At 61.0% G+C, this 17,591-nt stretch carries 14 protein-coding genes; 8 read left to right on the top strand and 6 right to left on the bottom strand.

Annotation, left to right across the window (positions count from 1 at the left end):
* Window positions 1–86: 86 nt before the first annotated feature.
* The 8 genes from C1N62_RS20775 to C1N62_RS20740 all read left to right on the top strand — a co-directional run bounded on the left by C1N62_RS20775 (window position 87) and on the right by C1N62_RS20740 (window position 12,826).
* Window positions 87–1,913, top strand: coding sequence for a glycosyltransferase (locus tag C1N62_RS20775; protein WP_137765628.1), 1,827 nt, complete (start codon window positions 87–89; stop codon window positions 1,911–1,913).
* A 1-nt stretch (window position 1,914) separates the two neighbouring features.
* Window positions 1,915–3,276, top strand: a complete 1,362-nt coding sequence (locus C1N62_RS20770; RefSeq protein WP_137765627.1) for a DUF3131 domain-containing protein — start codon at window positions 1,915–1,917, stop codon at window positions 3,274–3,276.
* Window positions 3,277–3,341: 65 nt separating this feature from the next.
* Entirely contained in the window at window positions 3,342–4,859 is a 1,518-nt protein-coding gene (locus C1N62_RS20765) for a DUF3131 domain-containing protein (RefSeq protein WP_137765682.1), read from the top strand.
* Window positions 4,844–6,244: a DUF3131 domain-containing protein gene (locus C1N62_RS20760; RefSeq protein WP_137765626.1), complete on the top strand. Its 1,401-nt coding sequence runs from the start codon at window positions 4,844–4,846 to the stop codon at window positions 6,242–6,244. The genes C1N62_RS20765 and C1N62_RS20760 overlap by 16 nt, the downstream gene beginning before the upstream one ends.
* Window positions 6,241–6,699, top strand: coding sequence for a Globin (locus C1N62_RS20755; RefSeq protein ID WP_137765625.1), 459 nt, complete (start codon window positions 6,241–6,243; stop codon window positions 6,697–6,699). Before C1N62_RS20760 ends, C1N62_RS20755 begins: the two co-directional genes overlap by 4 nt.
* Complete coding sequence (locus C1N62_RS20750; RefSeq protein ID WP_137765624.1) at window positions 6,696–9,422, top strand: response regulator; 2,727 nt, start codon at window positions 6,696–6,698, stop codon at window positions 9,420–9,422. The genes C1N62_RS20755 and C1N62_RS20750 overlap by 4 nt, the downstream gene beginning before the upstream one ends.
* A complete protein-coding gene (locus C1N62_RS20745) occupies window positions 9,419–11,617 on the top strand; it encodes a glycoside hydrolase family 2 protein (protein ID WP_137765623.1) in 2,199 nt (732 codons plus the stop codon). The genes C1N62_RS20750 and C1N62_RS20745 overlap by 4 nt, the downstream gene beginning before the upstream one ends.
* 42 nt (window positions 11,618–11,659) lie before the next feature.
* Window positions 11,660–12,826, top strand: coding sequence for an alpha/beta hydrolase-fold protein (locus C1N62_RS20740; RefSeq protein ID WP_370465618.1), 1,167 nt, complete (start codon window positions 11,660–11,662; stop codon window positions 12,824–12,826).
* 42 nt (window positions 12,827–12,868) lie between these two features.
* Here the strand turns inward: C1N62_RS20740 and C1N62_RS20735 are convergent, their stop codons facing one another.
* The 6 genes from C1N62_RS20735 to C1N62_RS20710 all read right to left on the bottom strand — a co-directional run bounded on the left by C1N62_RS20735 (window position 12,869) and on the right by C1N62_RS20710 (window position 17,428).
* Window positions 12,869–13,444 carry a TerD family protein gene (locus C1N62_RS20735; RefSeq protein WP_137765622.1) on the bottom strand — a complete coding sequence of 192 codons (576 nt, stop codon included), beginning with the start codon at window positions 13,442–13,444 and terminating at the stop codon, window positions 12,869–12,871.
* Window positions 13,445–13,511: 67 nt separating this feature from the next.
* Window positions 13,512–14,090: a TerD family protein gene (locus tag C1N62_RS20730; protein WP_137765621.1), complete on the bottom strand. Its 579-nt coding sequence runs from the start codon at window positions 14,088–14,090 to the stop codon at window positions 13,512–13,514.
* 54 nt (window positions 14,091–14,144) lie between these two features.
* On the bottom strand, window positions 14,145–15,185 hold the full coding sequence (locus tag C1N62_RS20725) for a TerC/Alx family metal homeostasis membrane protein (RefSeq protein ID WP_137765620.1): 1,041 nt from the start codon (window positions 15,183–15,185) through the stop codon (window positions 14,145–14,147).
* A 13-nt stretch (window positions 15,186–15,198) separates the two neighbouring features.
* Window positions 15,199–15,645: a tellurite resistance TerB family protein gene (locus C1N62_RS20720; protein ID WP_137765619.1), complete on the bottom strand. Its 447-nt coding sequence runs from the start codon at window positions 15,643–15,645 to the stop codon at window positions 15,199–15,201.
* Window positions 15,646–15,665: 20 nt separating this feature from the next.
* Window positions 15,666–16,838: a TerD family protein gene (locus tag C1N62_RS20715; RefSeq protein WP_137765618.1), complete on the bottom strand. Its 1,173-nt coding sequence runs from the start codon at window positions 16,836–16,838 to the stop codon at window positions 15,666–15,668.
* 2 nt (window positions 16,839–16,840) lie between these two features.
* A complete protein-coding gene (locus C1N62_RS20710; protein WP_137765617.1) occupies window positions 16,841–17,428 on the bottom strand; it encodes a TerD family protein in 588 nt (195 codons plus the stop codon).
* Window positions 17,429–17,591 lie beyond the last annotated feature (163 nt).

Genomic DNA, 17,591 nt, shown 5'->3' with positions numbered 1-17,591 from the left:
TAATTCAGTAGCATTTCTGTTTTTGACACCAGGAAACGTAGCGCCTTTGCGCATTTATTCTTGTGAAACGATGAACAGGAATGCCCATGGCTTTCTATTTTTCCAATTTTGAACACCGGAAACCGCCAGAACCACTAAAAACCCCCTGGATAATCCAGGTGCTGTGGCAATGCCTTGCGGTGGCGGCGCTTATTCTGGGCGCCAACTATATCCGCTGGAGATGGATGTCATCGCTCAATTACGATGCGCTCTGGTATGCCATTCCACTGGTGCTGGCAGAAACACTGGCCTATATCGGCACGGTATTTTTCACCATCAATCTCTGGAAAGAGTGGGATGTCCCGCAGCGCCCGGCACCGACCGATATTAATGAGTGCTTGGGGGCGGATGAACAGACAGAAACCCGGCCGCTAAAGGTCGATCTGTTTATCGCCACCTATTCGGAGGATGTGGAGCTGGTGCGCATTTCGATTCAGGATGCGCTGAAAGTCACCTACCCGGCGCCGATTGATTTCAAGATCCATGTGCTGGATGACGGCCGCCGCCCGGAGATGCGCGCGGTGTGCGAGCAGGAGGGGGTGAACTACATCACCCGCGAGACCAATATCGGCTACAAGGCCGGTAACCTGCGCAATGGCATGGAGCAGACCGACGGCGACTTTCTGGTGATCTGCGATGCCGATACCCGCGTCTTCCCGACCCTGCTGACCCACACCATGGGCTACTTCCGCGACCCGGATGTTGCCTGGGTGCAGACGCCGCAATGGTTTTATGACCTGCCGGAGGGGCGGCGGCTGCCGGATGCCCTGCGCCGTCGGCTGGGTGTGGTGGGTTACGGCCTTGGCAAGGTAACCGAGGCGGTGGTTGGCCCAGTGACGCTGGGGCGCGATCCCTTCTTCAATGACGCGCGGATGTTTTATGAGGTGATCCTGCGCCGCCGCAACTGGGCCAACGCCTCGTTCTGCTGTGGCGCGGCCTCCATCCACCGGCGTGAGGCGGTGATGCAGGCGGCGCTGCGCAGCTATGTCTGGGCGGTGGATGAGGAGGTGGCACGCTTCACCCGCGACATCCCGGACGCCGACGCGCGCGAGGCGCTGGAGCAGGCGATGCGGCCGCATGTCATCATGGACACCGAGCTGACCCCCTACAAATTCCACGTCTCGGAGGATATCTACACCTCCATCGTGCTGCATGGCGATACCGAGCGGCGCTGGAAGTCGGTGATGCACCCGCGCACCGAGTCTAAAATGCTGTCGCCGCAGGATCTGCTCACCTGGATGATCCAGCGCTTCAAGTATGCCGCTGGCTCGATGGATATCCTGCTGCATGACCCGATTTTCAGCCGCAAGCGCTTTCGCCTGAGCCTGCCGCAGACCCTGATGTATGGCACCACCTTCTGGTCCTATCTGGCCTGCCTGTGGAACACGGTGTTTTTGATCTCGCCGCTGATCTATCTGTTCACCAATATCCCGCCGGTGTCGGCTTACTCCCAGCCGTTCTACCTGCACTTCCTGCCGTTCTTCATCGTGTCGGAACTGGCGTTTATGTTCGGCACCTGGGGGCTGTCCGCCTGGGATGGGCGCTCCTCCTATCTGGCGCTCTACTCGATGAACTTGCGGGCGCTGGACACGGTGCTGCGCGGCGAGAAGATCAAGTTCCACGTCACGCCGAAAGAGCGCCAGCAGGGGATGTTCCTCTATCTGGTCAAGCCCCAGTTGGCGATCGTCGCCCTGACGCTGCTTGGACTGATCTGGGGCGGCATCAAGGTGGCCAATGGCGATATTGAGGACCCTTCCGGTTACATCATCAATATCTTTTGGGGCGGGGTGAATATCGCCGCCATGATGCCGATGATCCTGGCGGCGATGTGGAAGCCGGACACGGCTGCGTCTGATGAAGAAGAGGGCGTCTGATATGTCATGGAAAGAGAGCCTGTTGCCGGCCCGCAGTTATGTCACCATCCTGCTCGGTTTCCTGATTGGCTTTGGCATCGTGCTCTATGTGGAGAAACACATGCCGCCGGTGGTCGAGGAGAAAGCGGGCTATACCCTGAGCAAGGATTTCCCGCCGCTGCCCCAGCAGCGCGACCTGACCTTTGATGAGGCGGTGTGGGCGCGCGTCGCGTGGCAATACTTCGCCAACAATACCCAGCTGACCGGGCTGGCGAACGCCCAAGACCAGCGCCCCTACACCTCGCTGTGGGACACCGGCAGTTACCTGATGGCGCTGATCGCCGCCCGCCAGCTCGACATTGTCACAGCGGAGGAGTTTGACCAGCGGATTTCCAAGGCGCTGACCGCCCTGAGCCTGCTGCCGCTGCTGCCCTCTGGCGTACCGGGCAACTGGTACCAGACCCAGACGCTGGAGCTGCTGCGCGACCCGGCCGATACCGAGGCCCCCACCACCCCGGCGGTGGACATGGGGCGGCTGCTGGTACCACTCACCGTGCTGATGTGGCGCTACCCCTACCACGCCGCACAGGTGCAGGAGGTGCTGGCGCAGTGGAACCTCAACAGCCTGTTTGAGAGCAGCACGCCCGCCACCGCCACCAGCATCCAGGTCGCCCACTGGGATCTGGGGGCCAACACCAACCGCAGCGGCTATGGTTTCCGCCTCTACACCGCTGGCACGCTGCGCATGGTCAGCCCCTCCGCTGGCATCGCGGTGACCCAGCCGCCGGAGGGGGTCAAGCTGGTGCAGATTGATGGTTACGCCATCCCCAGCGACGGCTTCCGCCGCGGCGTTGATCAGGAGGCGCCCACCATCATCACCCTGCCCTATGTGCTGACCGGGCTGGAGATGGGCTTTGACAGCCGTAGTGCCGAGTTCGCCTGGCGCATCGTGCGCATCCAGCAACGGCTCTATAAGGCCACCGGCAACTACACCTCGGTAAATACCGACTACGCCGAACAGGCACCCGACTTTATCGCCAACCTGCCCGGCCAGCAGCCGGTGCAGGACGCCACCGTACAGCGCAGCGACCTGCCGCCGCCGCGCATCCTCTCCACCCGCTCCGCCTTTGGCTGGTACGCGCTGTTCCGCAACGCCTGGAGCGAAACCCTGCGCACGCAGGCCGTCCCGCTGCTGGCACCGGGCAAAGGGTGGTATGAGGGCTACAGCGGCAATCAGGCGGTGAACCAGATTATTAGCGCCGACACCAATGCGGTGGTGTTGGAGAGCCTCAGTTATATCGCGCATGGACAACTGTTATGCCTGGCCTGCGTCCCCCCTTCATCCATGCCGATGAACGATCGGAATAAAGGAGTACTCCCATGAGACCATCGTCCGCCACTGTCTCTTCTGCTGCCCGCCCGGCGCGGCGCTGGCTGGCATGGCTGGCCATGCTGGCAGCGCTGTGGCTGCTGGCGGGCGGCGTGCAGGCCGCCACCACTGAATTGCCGTCGCAGCACTACCCGGTGCGCCACGGCGAACTGACGCCGCGCGAGCGGGCCATTGCCGTCAATGCCTGGCAATACTTCGTCGCCAACTACCAGCCCACCACCGGGCTGGTGAACGCGGTAAACAAATACCCCTCCACCACCATGTGGGATACCGGCTCCTATATCGGCGCGCTGGTGGCGGCGCGCGAACTGAAGATCATCGACAAGGCCGAGTTTGACCAGCGCATGATCAAGCTGCTCAAAACGCTCAACACGCTGGTGCTCTTCCAGAACGAGATGCCAAACAAGGCCTACAACACCATCACCGCGCAGAAGGTGAACTACCTGAACAAACCGGGCGACATCGGCTTCTCTGCATTGGACATCGGCCGCATGTTGCTGTGGCTCAAGATCGTCAAGGAGCGCTACCCGGAGTATGGCAACAGCATCGACAACATCGTGCTGGGCTGGGACTTCACCCACACGGTGGATGACTGCGGCACCCTGTTTGGCGCTTACGTCGGCCCGGACAAGAAGCCGGTCTATGTGCAGGAGGGGCGACTAGGGTATGAGGAGTACGCCTCGGCGGGCTACCAGCTCTGGGGCTTCAAGACCTGCCAAGGCTCCCGGCCGGAGCCTTACTCGCTGGCGAATATCTACTGCGTGCTGGTGCCCTATGACACCCGCGACCCGCGCCTGACCAGCCAACACAACTATGTGGTGACCGAATCCTACCTGCTGCACGGTCTGGAGATGGGCTGGGACAAGTCAGATGACCGCGAGGATCGGGTCAATGAGTTCTCCCACCCGTGGATGAAAAACTTTGCCGACCGTGTCTATCAGGCACAGGAGAACCGCTACCTGATCACCGGGGTGCTGACCGCCCGCTCGGAACACCAGCTCGATAAAGCGCCCTACTTCGTTTATGACACGGTTTTCTCTGATGGCTTCAACTGGAACACCATCACCGACAAGGGCAAATATGTGCCGGAAGTTTCCGCCATCTCGCTGAAAGCGGCGCTCGGCATGTGGGTGCTGTGGGATTCGGCCTATACCGACCGGCTGCTGGATACCATTGAGAACGCCAATGAGAAGGGACTGGGCTACTACGAGGGGATCTACGAGAACGGCGACGGCCCAATCCGCGAGTTCACCGGCAACAACAACGGCATCATGCTGGAGGCGCTGCTCTACAAACAGGAGGGTCGCCTGCTGAAGTTCAATACCGACAAGCCGAAGGCGCACGACTTCGCGCCCTCGCTGTGGGAGAAGCGTCTGGTGGATGCCTTCGAGGAGAACAACACCAAACGCAACCGGCCCTTCATCAGCTCCACGCCCGGCGTGAAGAACTGGTGTGAGCAGACCGGCGTGGCGCAGCGTACCGAGCCATCCTGCCAGTCCTGTAAATGCGCGGCCTGCCAGAATGAGGATGCGCCGATCAAACTGCCTCCGGTGGCGATGTCATGCTTAAAACCGTAAGCCTGATCAGGCTTGGCCTGTTGCTACTGATCGCGGTGGCGATCGCGCTGGTCTTCTCCTCTTTTCAGGAGAGCCAGGGCGGCCGCTATCTGCGCAGCGGCGCGTGGCACTATCCGGGGCGGATGGGCGAACTGACGGCGGAGGAGCGCCAGTGGGCAGAGGTGGCCTGGCGCTACTTCAAGAACAATACCCAAAGCGGCACCGGCCTGATCAACGCCAGCGACAACCGGCCAGTCACCAACCTATGGCAGATTGGCGACTCGCTGATCGCCCTGACGGCGGCGCGCCAGCTGGCGCTGATTGATGAGGTGGAGTTTGACGACCGGCTCACCCGGCTGCTGGCGACGCTGAACCAGCTACCGCTGACCAACCTGAAAACGCCGAACCTGCTCTACAACACCAGCAATGCCACCATGGTCAACTACAGCAACAAACCGGCGATCCTCGGCTGGTCGGCGCAGGACATCGCCCGGCTGATGACCGGCTTGCGCATCGTGGCGCTCTGGCACCCCGCCTACAGCGAGTACCTCGACCGGGTGATCATGCGCTGGAACTTCTGCAACGTGGTGGATGACAAGGGACAGCTGCTGCGCGGCGGGATGCGGGACGGCAAATTGATGCCGCAGCCAGAAGGGCGGCTCGGCTACAGCGAGTATGGCGCGGCGGCGCTCAGCCTGTGGGGCTTCCCCTCGGCGCGTTCGGTGACGCCGCCCTACCAGTCGGTGATTGTCGATGGCATCGCGATTGATGTCGATGCCCGCGACCCGCGCACCACCTACACGCCAGCGGTGGTGACCAACACCCCCTACGTGCTGGGCGGGCTGGAGTACGCCTGGCAGACGCCGGGCCAGGACGCCACCCTGCTCACCATGCAGCAGAAGCGGGCGCAGAATATCTACCGCGTGCAGGAGCAGCGCTGGCAGAAGGAGAAGGTGCTGACGGCGCGTGATGAGTTCAACCTCAACGCCGAGCCGTGGCATATCTACGACACCATTTTCGGCAACGGCTACGCCTGGAACACGCTGGGCGACAACGGCAACTACTACCCGACGCGGGCGCTGGTCTCCACGCGGGCGGTATTCGGCCTCTGGGTACTGTGGAAGAGCGACTTCACCGACGCGCTGATGACCATGACCCGCCTGACGCGCGACAACCAGCGCGGCTGGTATGAGGGGCGTTTTGAGGCCACCGGCGGCTACAACCGCATGATCACCCTGACCACCAATGCGATGGTGCTGGAGGCGCTGTTCTACAAGCACAACTATGGCCCACTGATCCGCAGCGTGCCGCAGGAGAGCTACTTCAATACCCGCCTGAGCGATGTCTTTAACCCACCCCGCTTGTGCATGCCGCAGGAGCGCAAACCCGGAGGACAACAGCCATGAGTTTCTCCTATGATGCCGTTTTCAATGACAGCTACGCACGCATTACGGACAGTGATAACGGGGAGCGTTTTTTCAACCACTTCTACCAACTGTTCATCCACAGCACCGCCGAGATCGAGGCCACCTTCCTGGAGCAGGATGAGGCGCGCATCCGCAAGATTGTCTACAAGACCTTCTTCTACATGCTGTCGGTCTCCAGCACCCACAATGTCTCCAACTACCTGATCAATATCTCGCGCACCCAGGATGCAGAGGGGATCAAGCTGCCGCCAGCGTTCTACGCCCACTGGCGGCGAGCGATTCTGGAGACGGTGCGGCGGCTCGATCCTGACTGTGACGAGGAGATCATCACCGCCTGGGCGATGGTGATCGCCCCCGGCCTTGAGTATGTGCGGCGGCAGGCGGAGCTGTTCCACGTCATCGCGCCGCCGGCAGTCCCAGGAACCACACCATGAAAAATGCCATCTTTGCGGCGCTGGACCATATCAATGCCGCGATCATGATTTACGATGCCGAGGAGCGGCTGGTCGCCTTCAACGAACAGGCGCTGGACTACTATCCGGCGGTCAAGGATCTGATGGTACGCGGCACGCCGCTCCCTGCCCTGATTGAGGCATTCATCACCTCTGGTTACATCTCCGAGATTGCCGATCAGGGGGCGCTGGCCGCCGTACTGACCGAGCGCTGCCGGGTTGATAACCACTTTGAGATCCGCAAGCTGCCGGGGCGTACGGTGTTCGTGCAGCATAACCGCACCCCGGACGGCGGCATTGTCAGTTTGCATACCGACGTCACCCATTTCGCTGACATCCTCGCCTCCCGCAACCAGCTGCATGACGACTTTATCCTCGCTGCCGAGGCGACCCACATCGGCATCTGGGACTGGGACTATTTGCAGGATCTGGTGCAGGTCAATGACGCGCTGCTGATGCTGCTGGGCTACCCGCGCCGCAGCTGGAAGTACCGCTCTGATGACTGGCGCGGGTTGATCCACCCGGATGACCTGCCCACCGCCGCCCGCCTGTTAAAAGAGGCGGGCACCGACCGGATGGCGGTGTTTGAGTGTGAACTGCGCATCCTGCACAGCGACCAGCAGTACCGCTGGTTCCTGCTGCTCGGACAGGTGATCAGCCTCGCCAACGACGGCGGCATCGGGCGGGTGATCGGCACCATGCAGGACATCACCCAGCGCAAAAAGGCGGAGGCCGCCTCGTTGCAGGCAGTGGAGATGGCGAAAGCCGCCAGCCAGGCCAAGAGCGCGTTCCTCGCCAACATGAGCCATGAGATCCGTACGCCGATGAATGGCATCCTCGGCATGACCCAGCTCTGCCTCGACACCGAACTGACGCCCGAGCAGCGCGACTACATCACCATGGCCCATAGCTCCGCCCGCGTGTTGCTGAAGGTGATTGATGACATCCTCGACTTCTCCAAGATTGAGGCTGGCAAGATCACGCTGGATATGGAGGAGTTCGCGCTGCGCCCCTTCCTGCAAGGGATCATGCGCCCGCTGATGCCAAAGGCGACCGAAAAGGGCATCGAGTTGCTGGTGGATGTCGCGCCCGGCATCCCGGAGTACATCTACTGCGACTCGGTGCGGCTGCGACAGGTGCTGACCAATCTGGTCAGCAACGCGCTGAAGTTCACCCACGAGGGCGAGGTGGTGATGAGCATCACCCCCGGCATCGCCGCCCAGCAGCTCTCCTTCGAGGTGAAGGATACCGGCATCGGCATCCCGCCAGAGAAGCAGCGGCTGATCTTTGAGTCCTTCAGTCAGGCCGACACCTCCACCACCCGCAAATATGGCGGCACCGGCCTTGGCCTGACCATCTCCGCCCGGTTGGTAGAGATGCTCGGCGGCGAACTGCGCGTCGCCAGCACGCCCGGCAGCGGCAGTACCTTCTTCTTCGCCCTGCCGGTGCTGAAAAAAGTGCCGCAAACAACCGGGCCGACCCACGTACCCGCGGTCATTAAGGGCACGCGCATCGCGGTAGTGGATGACAACCAGACCAACCTGCGGTTGATGCAGGAGATGCTGCGCAATATGGGGCTGCAACCTTTCACCTTTAGCAGCGGCCAGGCGGCGCTGGATGCGCTCGAGATTTCGCCGGACTTCCCGCTGATCCTGCTCGATGCCCAGATGCCGGACATGGATGGCATGACGCTGGCGCTGGAGATCACCTCCACGCCGGAGTTGCGCCACAGCAAGCTGATTATGCTCAGTTCGATGGGGCGCTACATGGACACGGCGGTGCTGAAGAAGATTGGCGTCGTGCACTTCCTCAACAAGCCGGTAGACCAGAATGAGCTGTTCAGCGCCATCGTGCAGACGCTGGCGCCCGGCGCGCCCGCTACCGTCGCGCCAGTGGCCCCGGCCGCGCCGCCGGTCGCCGCGCCTGCGCCACAGGGCCAGCAATACCGCATCCTGCTGGCGGAGGACAATCTAGTGAACCAGAAACTGGCCGTGCACTTCCTCGGTAAGCTGGGCCATCAGGCGGATATTGCCAACAATGGGCTGGAGGCGCTGGAGATGAGTGCCCGGCAGGAGTACGACCTGATCCTGATGGATCTGCAAATGCCGGAGATGGATGGGCAGAAGGCCACCCAGATCCTGCGCCAGCGTGAGGCGTTCGCCACCCCGCCGCACCACTTCCCGATCATTGCGATGACCGCCCATGCCATGCAGGGCGACCGCGAATACTGTCTGGAGAATGGCTTCGATGGCTACATCGCCAAGCCGGTAATGCTGGATGCGCTTTCGACCGAAATTGCCCGCGTGATGGCCAGTCAGCAGGGCGCGCCAGCGCCAGCGGCCCCCGTGGCGGCGAATGACCCGGCCGAGGCGGTCGATTATGCGCTGATGCTGGAGCGGGTTGGCCACGATAAAGAGTTGCTGGTGGAGTTGATCGGCATGTTCCTGCTGGATATTCCGGTGCTGCTCGACAACCTGCACCGGGGCGTGGCGCAGCATGACAATGATGCCGTCAAACGCAACGCGCACAAAATGAAGGGCGAGGCCGCCACCTTTGCCTGCGAGAAGCTGGTACAGGCGCTCGGCCAGCTGGAGCAGGCGGCCGAAGCCGATGACACCGCCGCAATGGCGACGCTGGATAGCCAACTGGATACATTGTGCCAGCGCGTGAATGATGCCCTGACACAGATTAAGGAGACGCCATGAAAAGGTTACTGGTCGCCGCTGGCGCCCTGCTGTTGCTGGCCGGGTGCGCCGATCGCACCGCCCACGGCCCGTCCACCCAGTCGTTGGCCGGCAAGTGGCGGGTGCATGACGCCAACGATCCCGCGCTGGCCGGGTGGCGCGCCGACGATGGCCAGTGGCAGTCCCTGCGCGTGCCGGCCAACTGGTATGTCGCCGGGCTGGATCATCAAGGGGCGCTCTGGTATCGCACCCAGTTCTCCTTGCCGCCGCTGCGCCCGGACAACATGGCGACGCTGGTGTTCAAGGGGGTGGATTACCATGCCGATGCCTGGCTCAACCAGCGCCCGGTGGGCCGCCATACCGGCTACTTCCAGCGCTTCTCCCTCGACATCAGCGAGGAGGCGCGGCGCGACAACCAACTGGCGGTGCGGGTCGATAGCCCCTTCGAGTCGCCGGACTCCACCTGGCCGCTGCATAAGAACGTGATCAAGGGGGTCTTCTCGCAGCATGATGCCCGCCCCGGCGGGGCCTGGACGAAACAGGGGCAGGATGCCAATACCGGTGGCATCTGGGCACCGGTGGACGTGCACATCAGCCGCGGCGCGGTGATTGACAACGTGCTGACCACCCCGGCGTGGCAACAGGGGCTGGCGCACCCGGCGCTGACGCTGGCGATTGACTACCGCACCAACCGCGACCGCCCGGCGATGCTGCATATCCGCGTCAAGCCGCATAACTTCTCCGGCAAAAGTTACACCTTCAACCAGCCGGTCAATCTGGCCTACCAACGCAGCGGCGCGCAATCCTTGCAGGTGACGCTGCCGATGGCGGGGGCGGCGCTGTGGTGGCCGAAAGGGTATGGCGATCCCAACCTTTATGAGGTGGAGGTCAGCCTGACGGACAACCTTGGCGTAATGGACCGCACCACCACCCGCACCGGGCTGCGGCAGATCGTCAAACCCGCGCAGGGCGGCTGGGTGATTAACGGCAAGCGCATCTTCCTGCGCGGCACCAACTACATCGGCTCCTCCTGGCTGAGCGCCATGAAGCCCGCCGACTGGGAGAAAGATCTGGAATTGCTGGAGGAGATGAACGCCAACGCCATTCGTGTGCACGGGCACATTGCCAGCCACGAGCTGTATGAGCTGGCGGATGAGCGCGGAATGCTGATCTGGCAGGATATGCCGTTGCAGTGGGGCTATAACGACAGCCCAGAGTTCGCGCAGGAGGCGGCGCGGCAGGCCACCGACGCCATCCGGCAGTATGGCAACTACCCGTCGATCATTGTCTGGGGCGGACAGAATGAGCCGCCGTTTGATTCACTCTGGATGCAGAAACGCTTCCCAGACTGGTATCCAGAGATGAACAAAAATCTGGCGCAGAAAGTGGCGGATGCGCTGGCGCAGGACACTACCCGCATCATGCACCCGTGGTCATCCGTCACCGAGCACTTCTGGCAGGGGTGGTATTTCGGCACCATCAATGACTTCCTGCAACCGGCCAAGAACGGCATCATCACCGAGTTTGGCGCGGAGGCACTGCCGAATCTGGAGACGCTAAAGACCATCATCCCGGAGAAAGATCTCTGGCCAGCTACCACCCAGCCGGGCGATCCGGGTTGGGCAATCTGGAAGTACCACAATTTCCAGCCGGTGCAGACCTTCCAGTTCGCCAAAATCGAGCGCGGGCCAACCATCCAGACCTTTATCGAGAATACCCAGCGCTATCAGGCTGACTCCGTGCGCACCGCCGCCGAGAGCTATCGCCGCCAGCGCTACCAGCCAGTGAGCGTGCTGTTCCAGTTTATGTTCGTCGAGACCTGGCCCTCCATCAACTGGGGGGTGATGGACTATCGCCGCCAGCCAAAACTGGGCTACTACGCGTTGCAGAAAGCCTATCAGCCAATTTTGCCCTCTATTGAACCCGTTACGCTAAACTGGAAAAGCGGCGCGGCCGGGAAGGTCAACCTGTGGGCGATCAATGACACCCTGAAGGCTTACCCGAAGGCGCGCCTGGCATGGACGATTACCCAGGATAACCGGGTATTGGCGGCGGGCGAACAGCGTCTGGATATGGCGGCTGACAGCGGCGTGAAGCTGGCGGCGGCCAGTGCGGTGCCACAGGGCGGCGCGCCAGTGACGGTGACCAGCCGCCTCTATGACCGGTGGGGCAATCTGCTTGGTGCCAATGACATCGACTTTACCCTACAAAAATAAGCAGGAGGCTTAATGCGTCATCCCTTTCGCGCCCCGCACCGGCTGTCGGCCGGTGCGGGCCTGTTACTGCTCGCCCTTGGCTGCGGAGCCGCCCCCATGACACCCCTGACCATCGCGGAAGATTTCAACGAGAATCTGCCGCTTAGCCAGGCGGTCACCAAGGTGAACGCCGATCGCAGCATCACCTTCCGGCTGTTTGCGCCACAGGCGCGGCAGGTTTCGGTGGTGGTGGGCGCGCTGCCGCGTACCCGCGTCAGCTACCCGATGGAGAAGAACGATCAGGGCGTCTGGCAGTACCGGCTGGCGTCACAGTCGCCCAATCTTTATGAGTACTACTTCAATGTGGATGGCTTCCGCAGCATCGACACCGGCAGCGCGATGCCGAAACCGCAGCGGCAGGTAAACACCAGTCTGGTGCTGGTGCCCGGCAGCCTGCTGGATGAGCGTGCGGTGCCGCATGGCCAGGTGCATGGCCTAACCTACCACTCCAAGGCGCTGGACAAGGAGCGCCACCTCTACCTCTGGTTGCCGCCGGGCTACAGTCAGGCCGACAAGCCGCTGCCCGTGCTCTACTTCTACCACGGCTTTGGCGATACCGAGAGTTCGGCGCTGGTGCAGGGCCGCTTCGCGCAAATCATGGATAACCTGCTGGCAGAGAAGAAGATGACGCCGATGGTGGTGGTATTCCCGGACACCGAAACGGACGTTACTGAGGCGGTGCCGGAGAACTTCCCGCGTCAGGAGCGGCGCAAGGAGTTCTACCCGCGCAATGCCAAGGCGGCTGACCGTGAGCTGGTGGAGGACATCATCCCGCTGATTGAGCAGAGTTACCGGGTGCGCACCGACGCCGAAGGGCGTGGCATCGCTGGCATCTCGCAGGGCGGCTATCAGGCGCTGGTCTCTGGCATGAACCACCTCGACCAGTTCCGCTGGCTCGCCAGCTTCAGCGGCGTGACCACCGTGACCGTGCCGGATGCAGGCGTGGCGCAGGCGCTGGCCGATCCGCAGCGCATCAACCGCCAGCTAAAAGATTTCACGCTGGTGGTCGGCACGGATGATGACGTGACCGGCAAGGACATCAACGACCTGAAAAAGCAGCTGGATGAGAAGCAGGTGAAGGTGGACTTCCACAGCTACCCCAAGCTGGGGCATGAGATGGATGTATGGCGGCCCGCCTATATCGACTACGTGCAGAAAGTCTTCAAATAGCAAAAAGCCCGGCAGTGCCGGGCTTTTTTATCAGGCGGAGACTTAGACGTTCACGCCGAAGCTTTTCGCCAGTGCAGACAAGCCGCCTTCGTAGCCCTGACCCACGGCCTTGAATTTCCACTCGTCATTGTGGCGATAAAGTTCACCGAAGATCATCGCGGTTTCGGTCGCGGCATCTTCTGACAGGTCATAACGCGCCAGTTCGGTTTGGTCATCGTTGTTGACCGCACGGATGAAGGCGTTGCTGACCTGACCGAAGTTCTGCTTGCGCTCATCCGCTTCATAGATGGTCACGGCAAAGACCACTTTCTTCGCGGCGCTATCCACTTTATCCAGGTGGATCAGCAGTTGCTCATCATCGCCCGCGCCTTCGCCGGTGCGGTTGTCACCCTGGTGGATCACGCCGCCGCAAGCGCTGGTTTTGTTGTTGAAGAAGATGAAGCTGGCATCAGAGAGCACCTTGCCATCTTCGCCCACGATGAACGCCGAGGCGTCCAGGTCAAAGGCGTTGCCATCGGTCTGGCGGGCATCCCAGCCCAGACCGAACAGCACGGATTTCATGGAAGGGGCTTCTTTGGTCAGGGAGACGTTGCCGCCTTTTTTCAGTGAAACTGCCATACTTTTTTCCTTTTCGTTAATGTTTTGAAGATCAATCGCGCCGTCCACGACGGCGCGGGGCCAACCATCAGGCCGCGTTAATGCCGAAGTTTGCGCACAGCGCCGACAGGCCGCCGCCAAAGCCCTGCCCTACCGCACGGAATTTCCAGTCACCGTTATGGCGATACAGCTCGCCGAAGATCATCGCCACTTCAGTGGAGCTATCCTCTTGCAGGTCATAGCGCGTCACTTCGTTGTTGCTCTCTTCATTCACCAGACGGATAAAGGCGTTGCTCACCTGACCGAAGTTCTGGCGGCGCGCGGTCGCGTCATGGATGGTGACGGTAAAGACAATCTTGTCGACGCTGGCAGGCACTTTCGCCAGTTCCACCGTCAGCTTCTCATCATCGCCATCACCGGCGCCGGTGCGGTTGTCACCCTGATGCACCACGGAACCGCAGCTGGAGCGCAGGTTGTTATAGAAGATGAAGTCATTGTCCTGTGAGACCTTGCCATTGGCTTGCAGCAAAAAGGCCGAGGCATCCAGGTCAAAGTCCTGCCCATCCGTAGAGCGGGCATCCCAGCCCAGACCCACCACCACTTTTTTCAGGCTTGGGTCGGTTTTGCTCAACGAAACATTGCCGCCTTTGGAAAGTGAAACACCCATGTGGTTCTCCTGTTATCTGTAGAGAGGGCGGGCATCGCCCGCCGGTATGAAAATTTATCCCTGACGATCGTCTGCCGGCGCATCTTTGCCGGGGAACATAACGCTCGCCAGAATGCCAAGGGCCAGCACGCCCAGTACCACGTAGAGGCTGGTGGTGGCGCTGATGCCGTAGCCGTGGTGCCAGAGGTGGTCACTGGCGTTCAGGCCCAGTTTGAACGCGATGAAGAACAGCAGCACGATGACCGCTTTTTCTAAGTGCACCAGATATTTGCGCAGGGCTTCCAGCACAAAGTAGAGGGTACGCAGGCCAAGGATGGCAAACATCATCGCGGAGTAGACGATCAACGGCTCACGGCTGACCGCAATCACCGCCGGTACGCTGTCAAAGGCGAACATCACGTCCGACAGCTCCACCACTGCCACGCAGAGCAGCAGCGGCGTGGCGTAGCGCACACCCTTCTTCACGGTGAAGGCGAAGCCCTGATTCTCGGGCTTGGCCAGCTCGGCGCTTACTTCCTCTGACTTCAGCAGGAAGCGGTTGCCCGCCAGCTTTGGCCAGACTGGGAAGAAGCGACGCACCAAACGGTTGGCGAGGTGATCGGAGTAGTCCTCAATCTCCTCGTCGTCATCGCCAGCGCGCAGCATCATCACTGCCGTCCAGGCGACAATCACCGCAAACAGCATTTCGACCCACGGGCCAAGCATCAGCAGGCCCGCGCCGATCGCCACGAAGATGGCACGAAACACAATGGCCCCGATGATCCCCCAGTAGAGCACGCGGTGGCGATAGCCGTCAGGCACTTTGAACCATGCAAAGATGGCCATCATCACAAACAGGTTATCGACCGACAGCACCTTCTCCAGCGCATAACCGGTGACAAACAGGCTGGCAATCTCCGCGCCGTGGTGGAAATAGAGGAAGGCGGCGAAGCCCAGTGCCGTCGCCACCCAGAACAACGACCACATCACCGCGCTTTTCAGGCTGATCGCCTTATCGCCACGGTGGGCCAGCAGGTCAATCAGCAGCGCGGCCACGGCCAGCACCACAAAAACGATGACCGTTTCAGCCGGGAAACCAATCAGGGTAGATTCCATCGTGTACTCTCAGTTAGAAGAATTCGTCAGGCTTCAGGCCCAACTCATGGCAGATGGCAATCAGGGCCTGCTTCTCCGCCTCATCAAAATCTGCGTCGCTCTTGGCGATCATCACGCCCAGACGCACCGCCGCACGGGCCTCCTCCGGCTTGTTGCGCAGCTTGCCGATCACCTTCAGGCACTCGGAGCGCCCAATATCCAGATCGAAATCAAACTTCTCAGAGAGCTTCTGGAATTCGCGGATCACTTCGTCAGTGCTGAAGACCTTGAGCGCGTCGCTGATTTCAAAGTACTTCACCAGCTTCTGCTTCTCTTGCGGCGAGACCACGCCATCGGCAAACGCGATATAGGTGCCGGTCGCCACACAGCCCTGCATGAAGTCTTTACCCTTATAGCGGCTGACCTCGGTCAGGAAGGTTTCGCGGCCCTGATTGAATTTATTTTTGGCCCAATCAAACATAGTATTTTCCTCGTAAAAGATTACTTGCTGCCTGCCCGCCAGTTGAAACCCCAACCGTAGGCTTTATCCATCGGCTCATGGCCGGCGAAATAGTCATTCAGGCGTTCCACCTTCAGGGTGCCCTGGGTGTTCTCCAGCCGGGCGATGGCGCACATCATGTTGCGGCTGCCGCCTTCGGTGAGGCGGGTCTCAATCGGCGGCTGCTCTGGCAGTTGCAGCGTGACCACGCCGTCGGTTTTCGCCCAGTTCGGCACGCCCTTATAGATGAAGGCGAACACCACTACCTCAGCAATCTCATCCCAATGCGCGCCATTGATGTTCAGCCACTCGCCCTCAGAGCGGGAGCCGGTGCGGTCATCGCCCTCCAGGTGCACATAGGGGAAGCGATCAAAATCACCGAAGCGGTTGCCGAGCGCCTGAATCAGGTCTTTCTCACCATTTTTCAGGCGGACGTAAGCACCGAGATCGAGGTCAATGGCGTTGAGCTTGTTGAAGAAGCCGCCGCCACTGCCGCGGTTCCAGTTCAGGTTGACGCGGATACGGCCAAAGCCCTGGCTCTTGCTCAGGTTGACCGACTTGGTCAGGTTGATGGTCGGCTGCTCTTTGGTCAGCGTCACCTTGCTGAGGTTGATTGGCGCGGGTTTCGGGGTCGGCGCGGGAGCGGGCGCTGGCGCGGGGGTCTCCTCTGCGGCCTCATCGATGGTCACGCCATAGTGCTCGGCCAGCGGTTGCAGCCCGCCATTGAAGCCCTGCGCGACAAAGCGGAATTTCCACTCGCCGTTGCGGCGATACAGTTCGCCGAGGATCAGCGCCGCCTCGCGGCGCCCTGCCAGATCCACCTCGCCCGCCAGTTGCGGCTGCCCGTTATACTCAACACCCACGGAAAGGGAGCGCAGCGCCTGCACTGACTGGCCACCCTCTGGCGTAATGGTGAAGGCCACTTTCTGCACGTCGGCGGGCAGCGCGCTGAGGTTCACGGAGAAGGCGCTGGTTTCGCCCTCGGTCAGCAGGATCAGCGAGCGATCCTGGCTCTGTTTCTGGCCGTAGAAGACAAAATCGTCATCCTGGCGAGTTTTGCCCTGCTCGTTCAGGCGAAACGCGGAGACATCCGCGGCCACGCCGCTCTTGATGCGGATGATGACCGTGGTGTTTGGCACGGCGGCATTGCCGCCGGCAATCAGTTGGGTCGCCATGGTTACCCCGCCAGCTCGCGCACGATCATCGGGATCATGCTCTCAATGGTGCGGCCATTGGCCGGGATACCGTGCGCCTTGAACTGCCAGTCGCCGCCGGTGCGGGAGAGCGAGGCAATAAACAGCGCGGTGTGCTCCCCTTTCTGCGCCAGATTGTAGGTCGCCAGCTCTTTATTGGCCTGATCGAGGATGCGCACCCCGGCATTTTCCACTTTCGTGAAGTTCTGGCCGGTAAAGCTGTTGACGGTGAACGCCAGGTGCTGCACCTCTGAAGGCACGCGGCGCAAATTGATGGTGATCACCTCATCATCCCCGTCACCCGCGCCAGTACGGTTATCACCGCTGTGCACCACCGCCCCGCAATCTGACTCAAGCTTGCGGAACCAGACGGTATCCACCTCGCGCCCGGTGCTGTCCAGCATGACGCAGGAGGCATCCAGGTCGATGTCACCGCCACCGCCGCCAAACAGGCCGAACAGCCCTTTGCTTTTTACCGCATCCCAGCCGAGACCTACATGAACCGCGGTAACGGTCGATCCTGACTCCTTGGTCAAAGACACCGACTGGTTTTTACTTAGCGAAATAGCCATCACGAAACTCCTTGCTGTGAAGATAAGCGTGTGCAAATGCATTCAGTGCCAACAAGTGAATCTTTTATGACGGGTTACCCATTAGCCATAAATAGATTGATTCACACCTGTTAACCTGCAAATAAATCGATCTGGCGACAGTATTACAAGAAATAGTCTGAGT

It is taken from the genome of Nissabacter sp. SGAir0207, from assembly GCF_005491205.1.
Classification (GTDB): Bacteria; Pseudomonadota; Gammaproteobacteria; order Enterobacterales; family Enterobacteriaceae; genus Chimaeribacter.
This window is presented reverse-complemented; position numbering and strand designations above follow the sequence as displayed.

Coding starts and splice junctions, on each gene's coding strand:
- C1N62_RS20775 (WP_137765628.1), top strand. CDS start 87: ATGGCTTTCTATTTTTCCAATTTTGAACACCGGAAACCGCCAGAACCA.
- C1N62_RS20770 (WP_137765627.1), top strand. CDS start 1,915: ATGTCATGGAAAGAGAGCCTGTTGCCGGCCCGCAGTTATGTCACCATC.
- C1N62_RS20765 (WP_137765682.1), top strand. CDS start 3,342: ATGCTGGCAGCGCTGTGGCTGCTGGCGGGCGGCGTGCAGGCCGCCACC.
- C1N62_RS20760 (WP_137765626.1), top strand. CDS start 4,844: ATGCTTAAAACCGTAAGCCTGATCAGGCTTGGCCTGTTGCTACTGATC.
- C1N62_RS20755 (WP_137765625.1), top strand. CDS start 6,241: ATGAGTTTCTCCTATGATGCCGTTTTCAATGACAGCTACGCACGCATT.
- C1N62_RS20750 (WP_137765624.1), top strand. CDS start 6,696: ATGAAAAATGCCATCTTTGCGGCGCTGGACCATATCAATGCCGCGATC.
- C1N62_RS20745 (WP_137765623.1), top strand. CDS start 9,419: ATGAAAAGGTTACTGGTCGCCGCTGGCGCCCTGCTGTTGCTGGCCGGG.
- C1N62_RS20735 (WP_137765622.1), bottom strand. CDS start 13,444: ATGGCAGTTTCACTGAAAAAAGGCGGCAACGTCTCCCTGACCAAAGAA.
- C1N62_RS20730 (WP_137765621.1), bottom strand. CDS start 14,090: ATGGGTGTTTCACTTTCCAAAGGCGGCAATGTTTCGTTGAGCAAAACC.
- C1N62_RS20725 (WP_137765620.1), bottom strand. CDS start 15,185: ATGGAATCTACCCTGATTGGTTTCCCGGCTGAAACGGTCATCGTTTTT.
- C1N62_RS20720 (WP_137765619.1), bottom strand. CDS start 15,645: ATGTTTGATTGGGCCAAAAATAAATTCAATCAGGGCCGCGAAACCTTC.
- C1N62_RS20715 (WP_137765618.1), bottom strand. CDS start 16,838: ATGGCGACCCAACTGATTGCCGGCGGCAATGCCGCCGTGCCAAACACC.
- C1N62_RS20710 (WP_137765617.1), bottom strand. CDS start 17,428: ATGGCTATTTCGCTAAGTAAAAACCAGTCGGTGTCTTTGACCAAGGAG.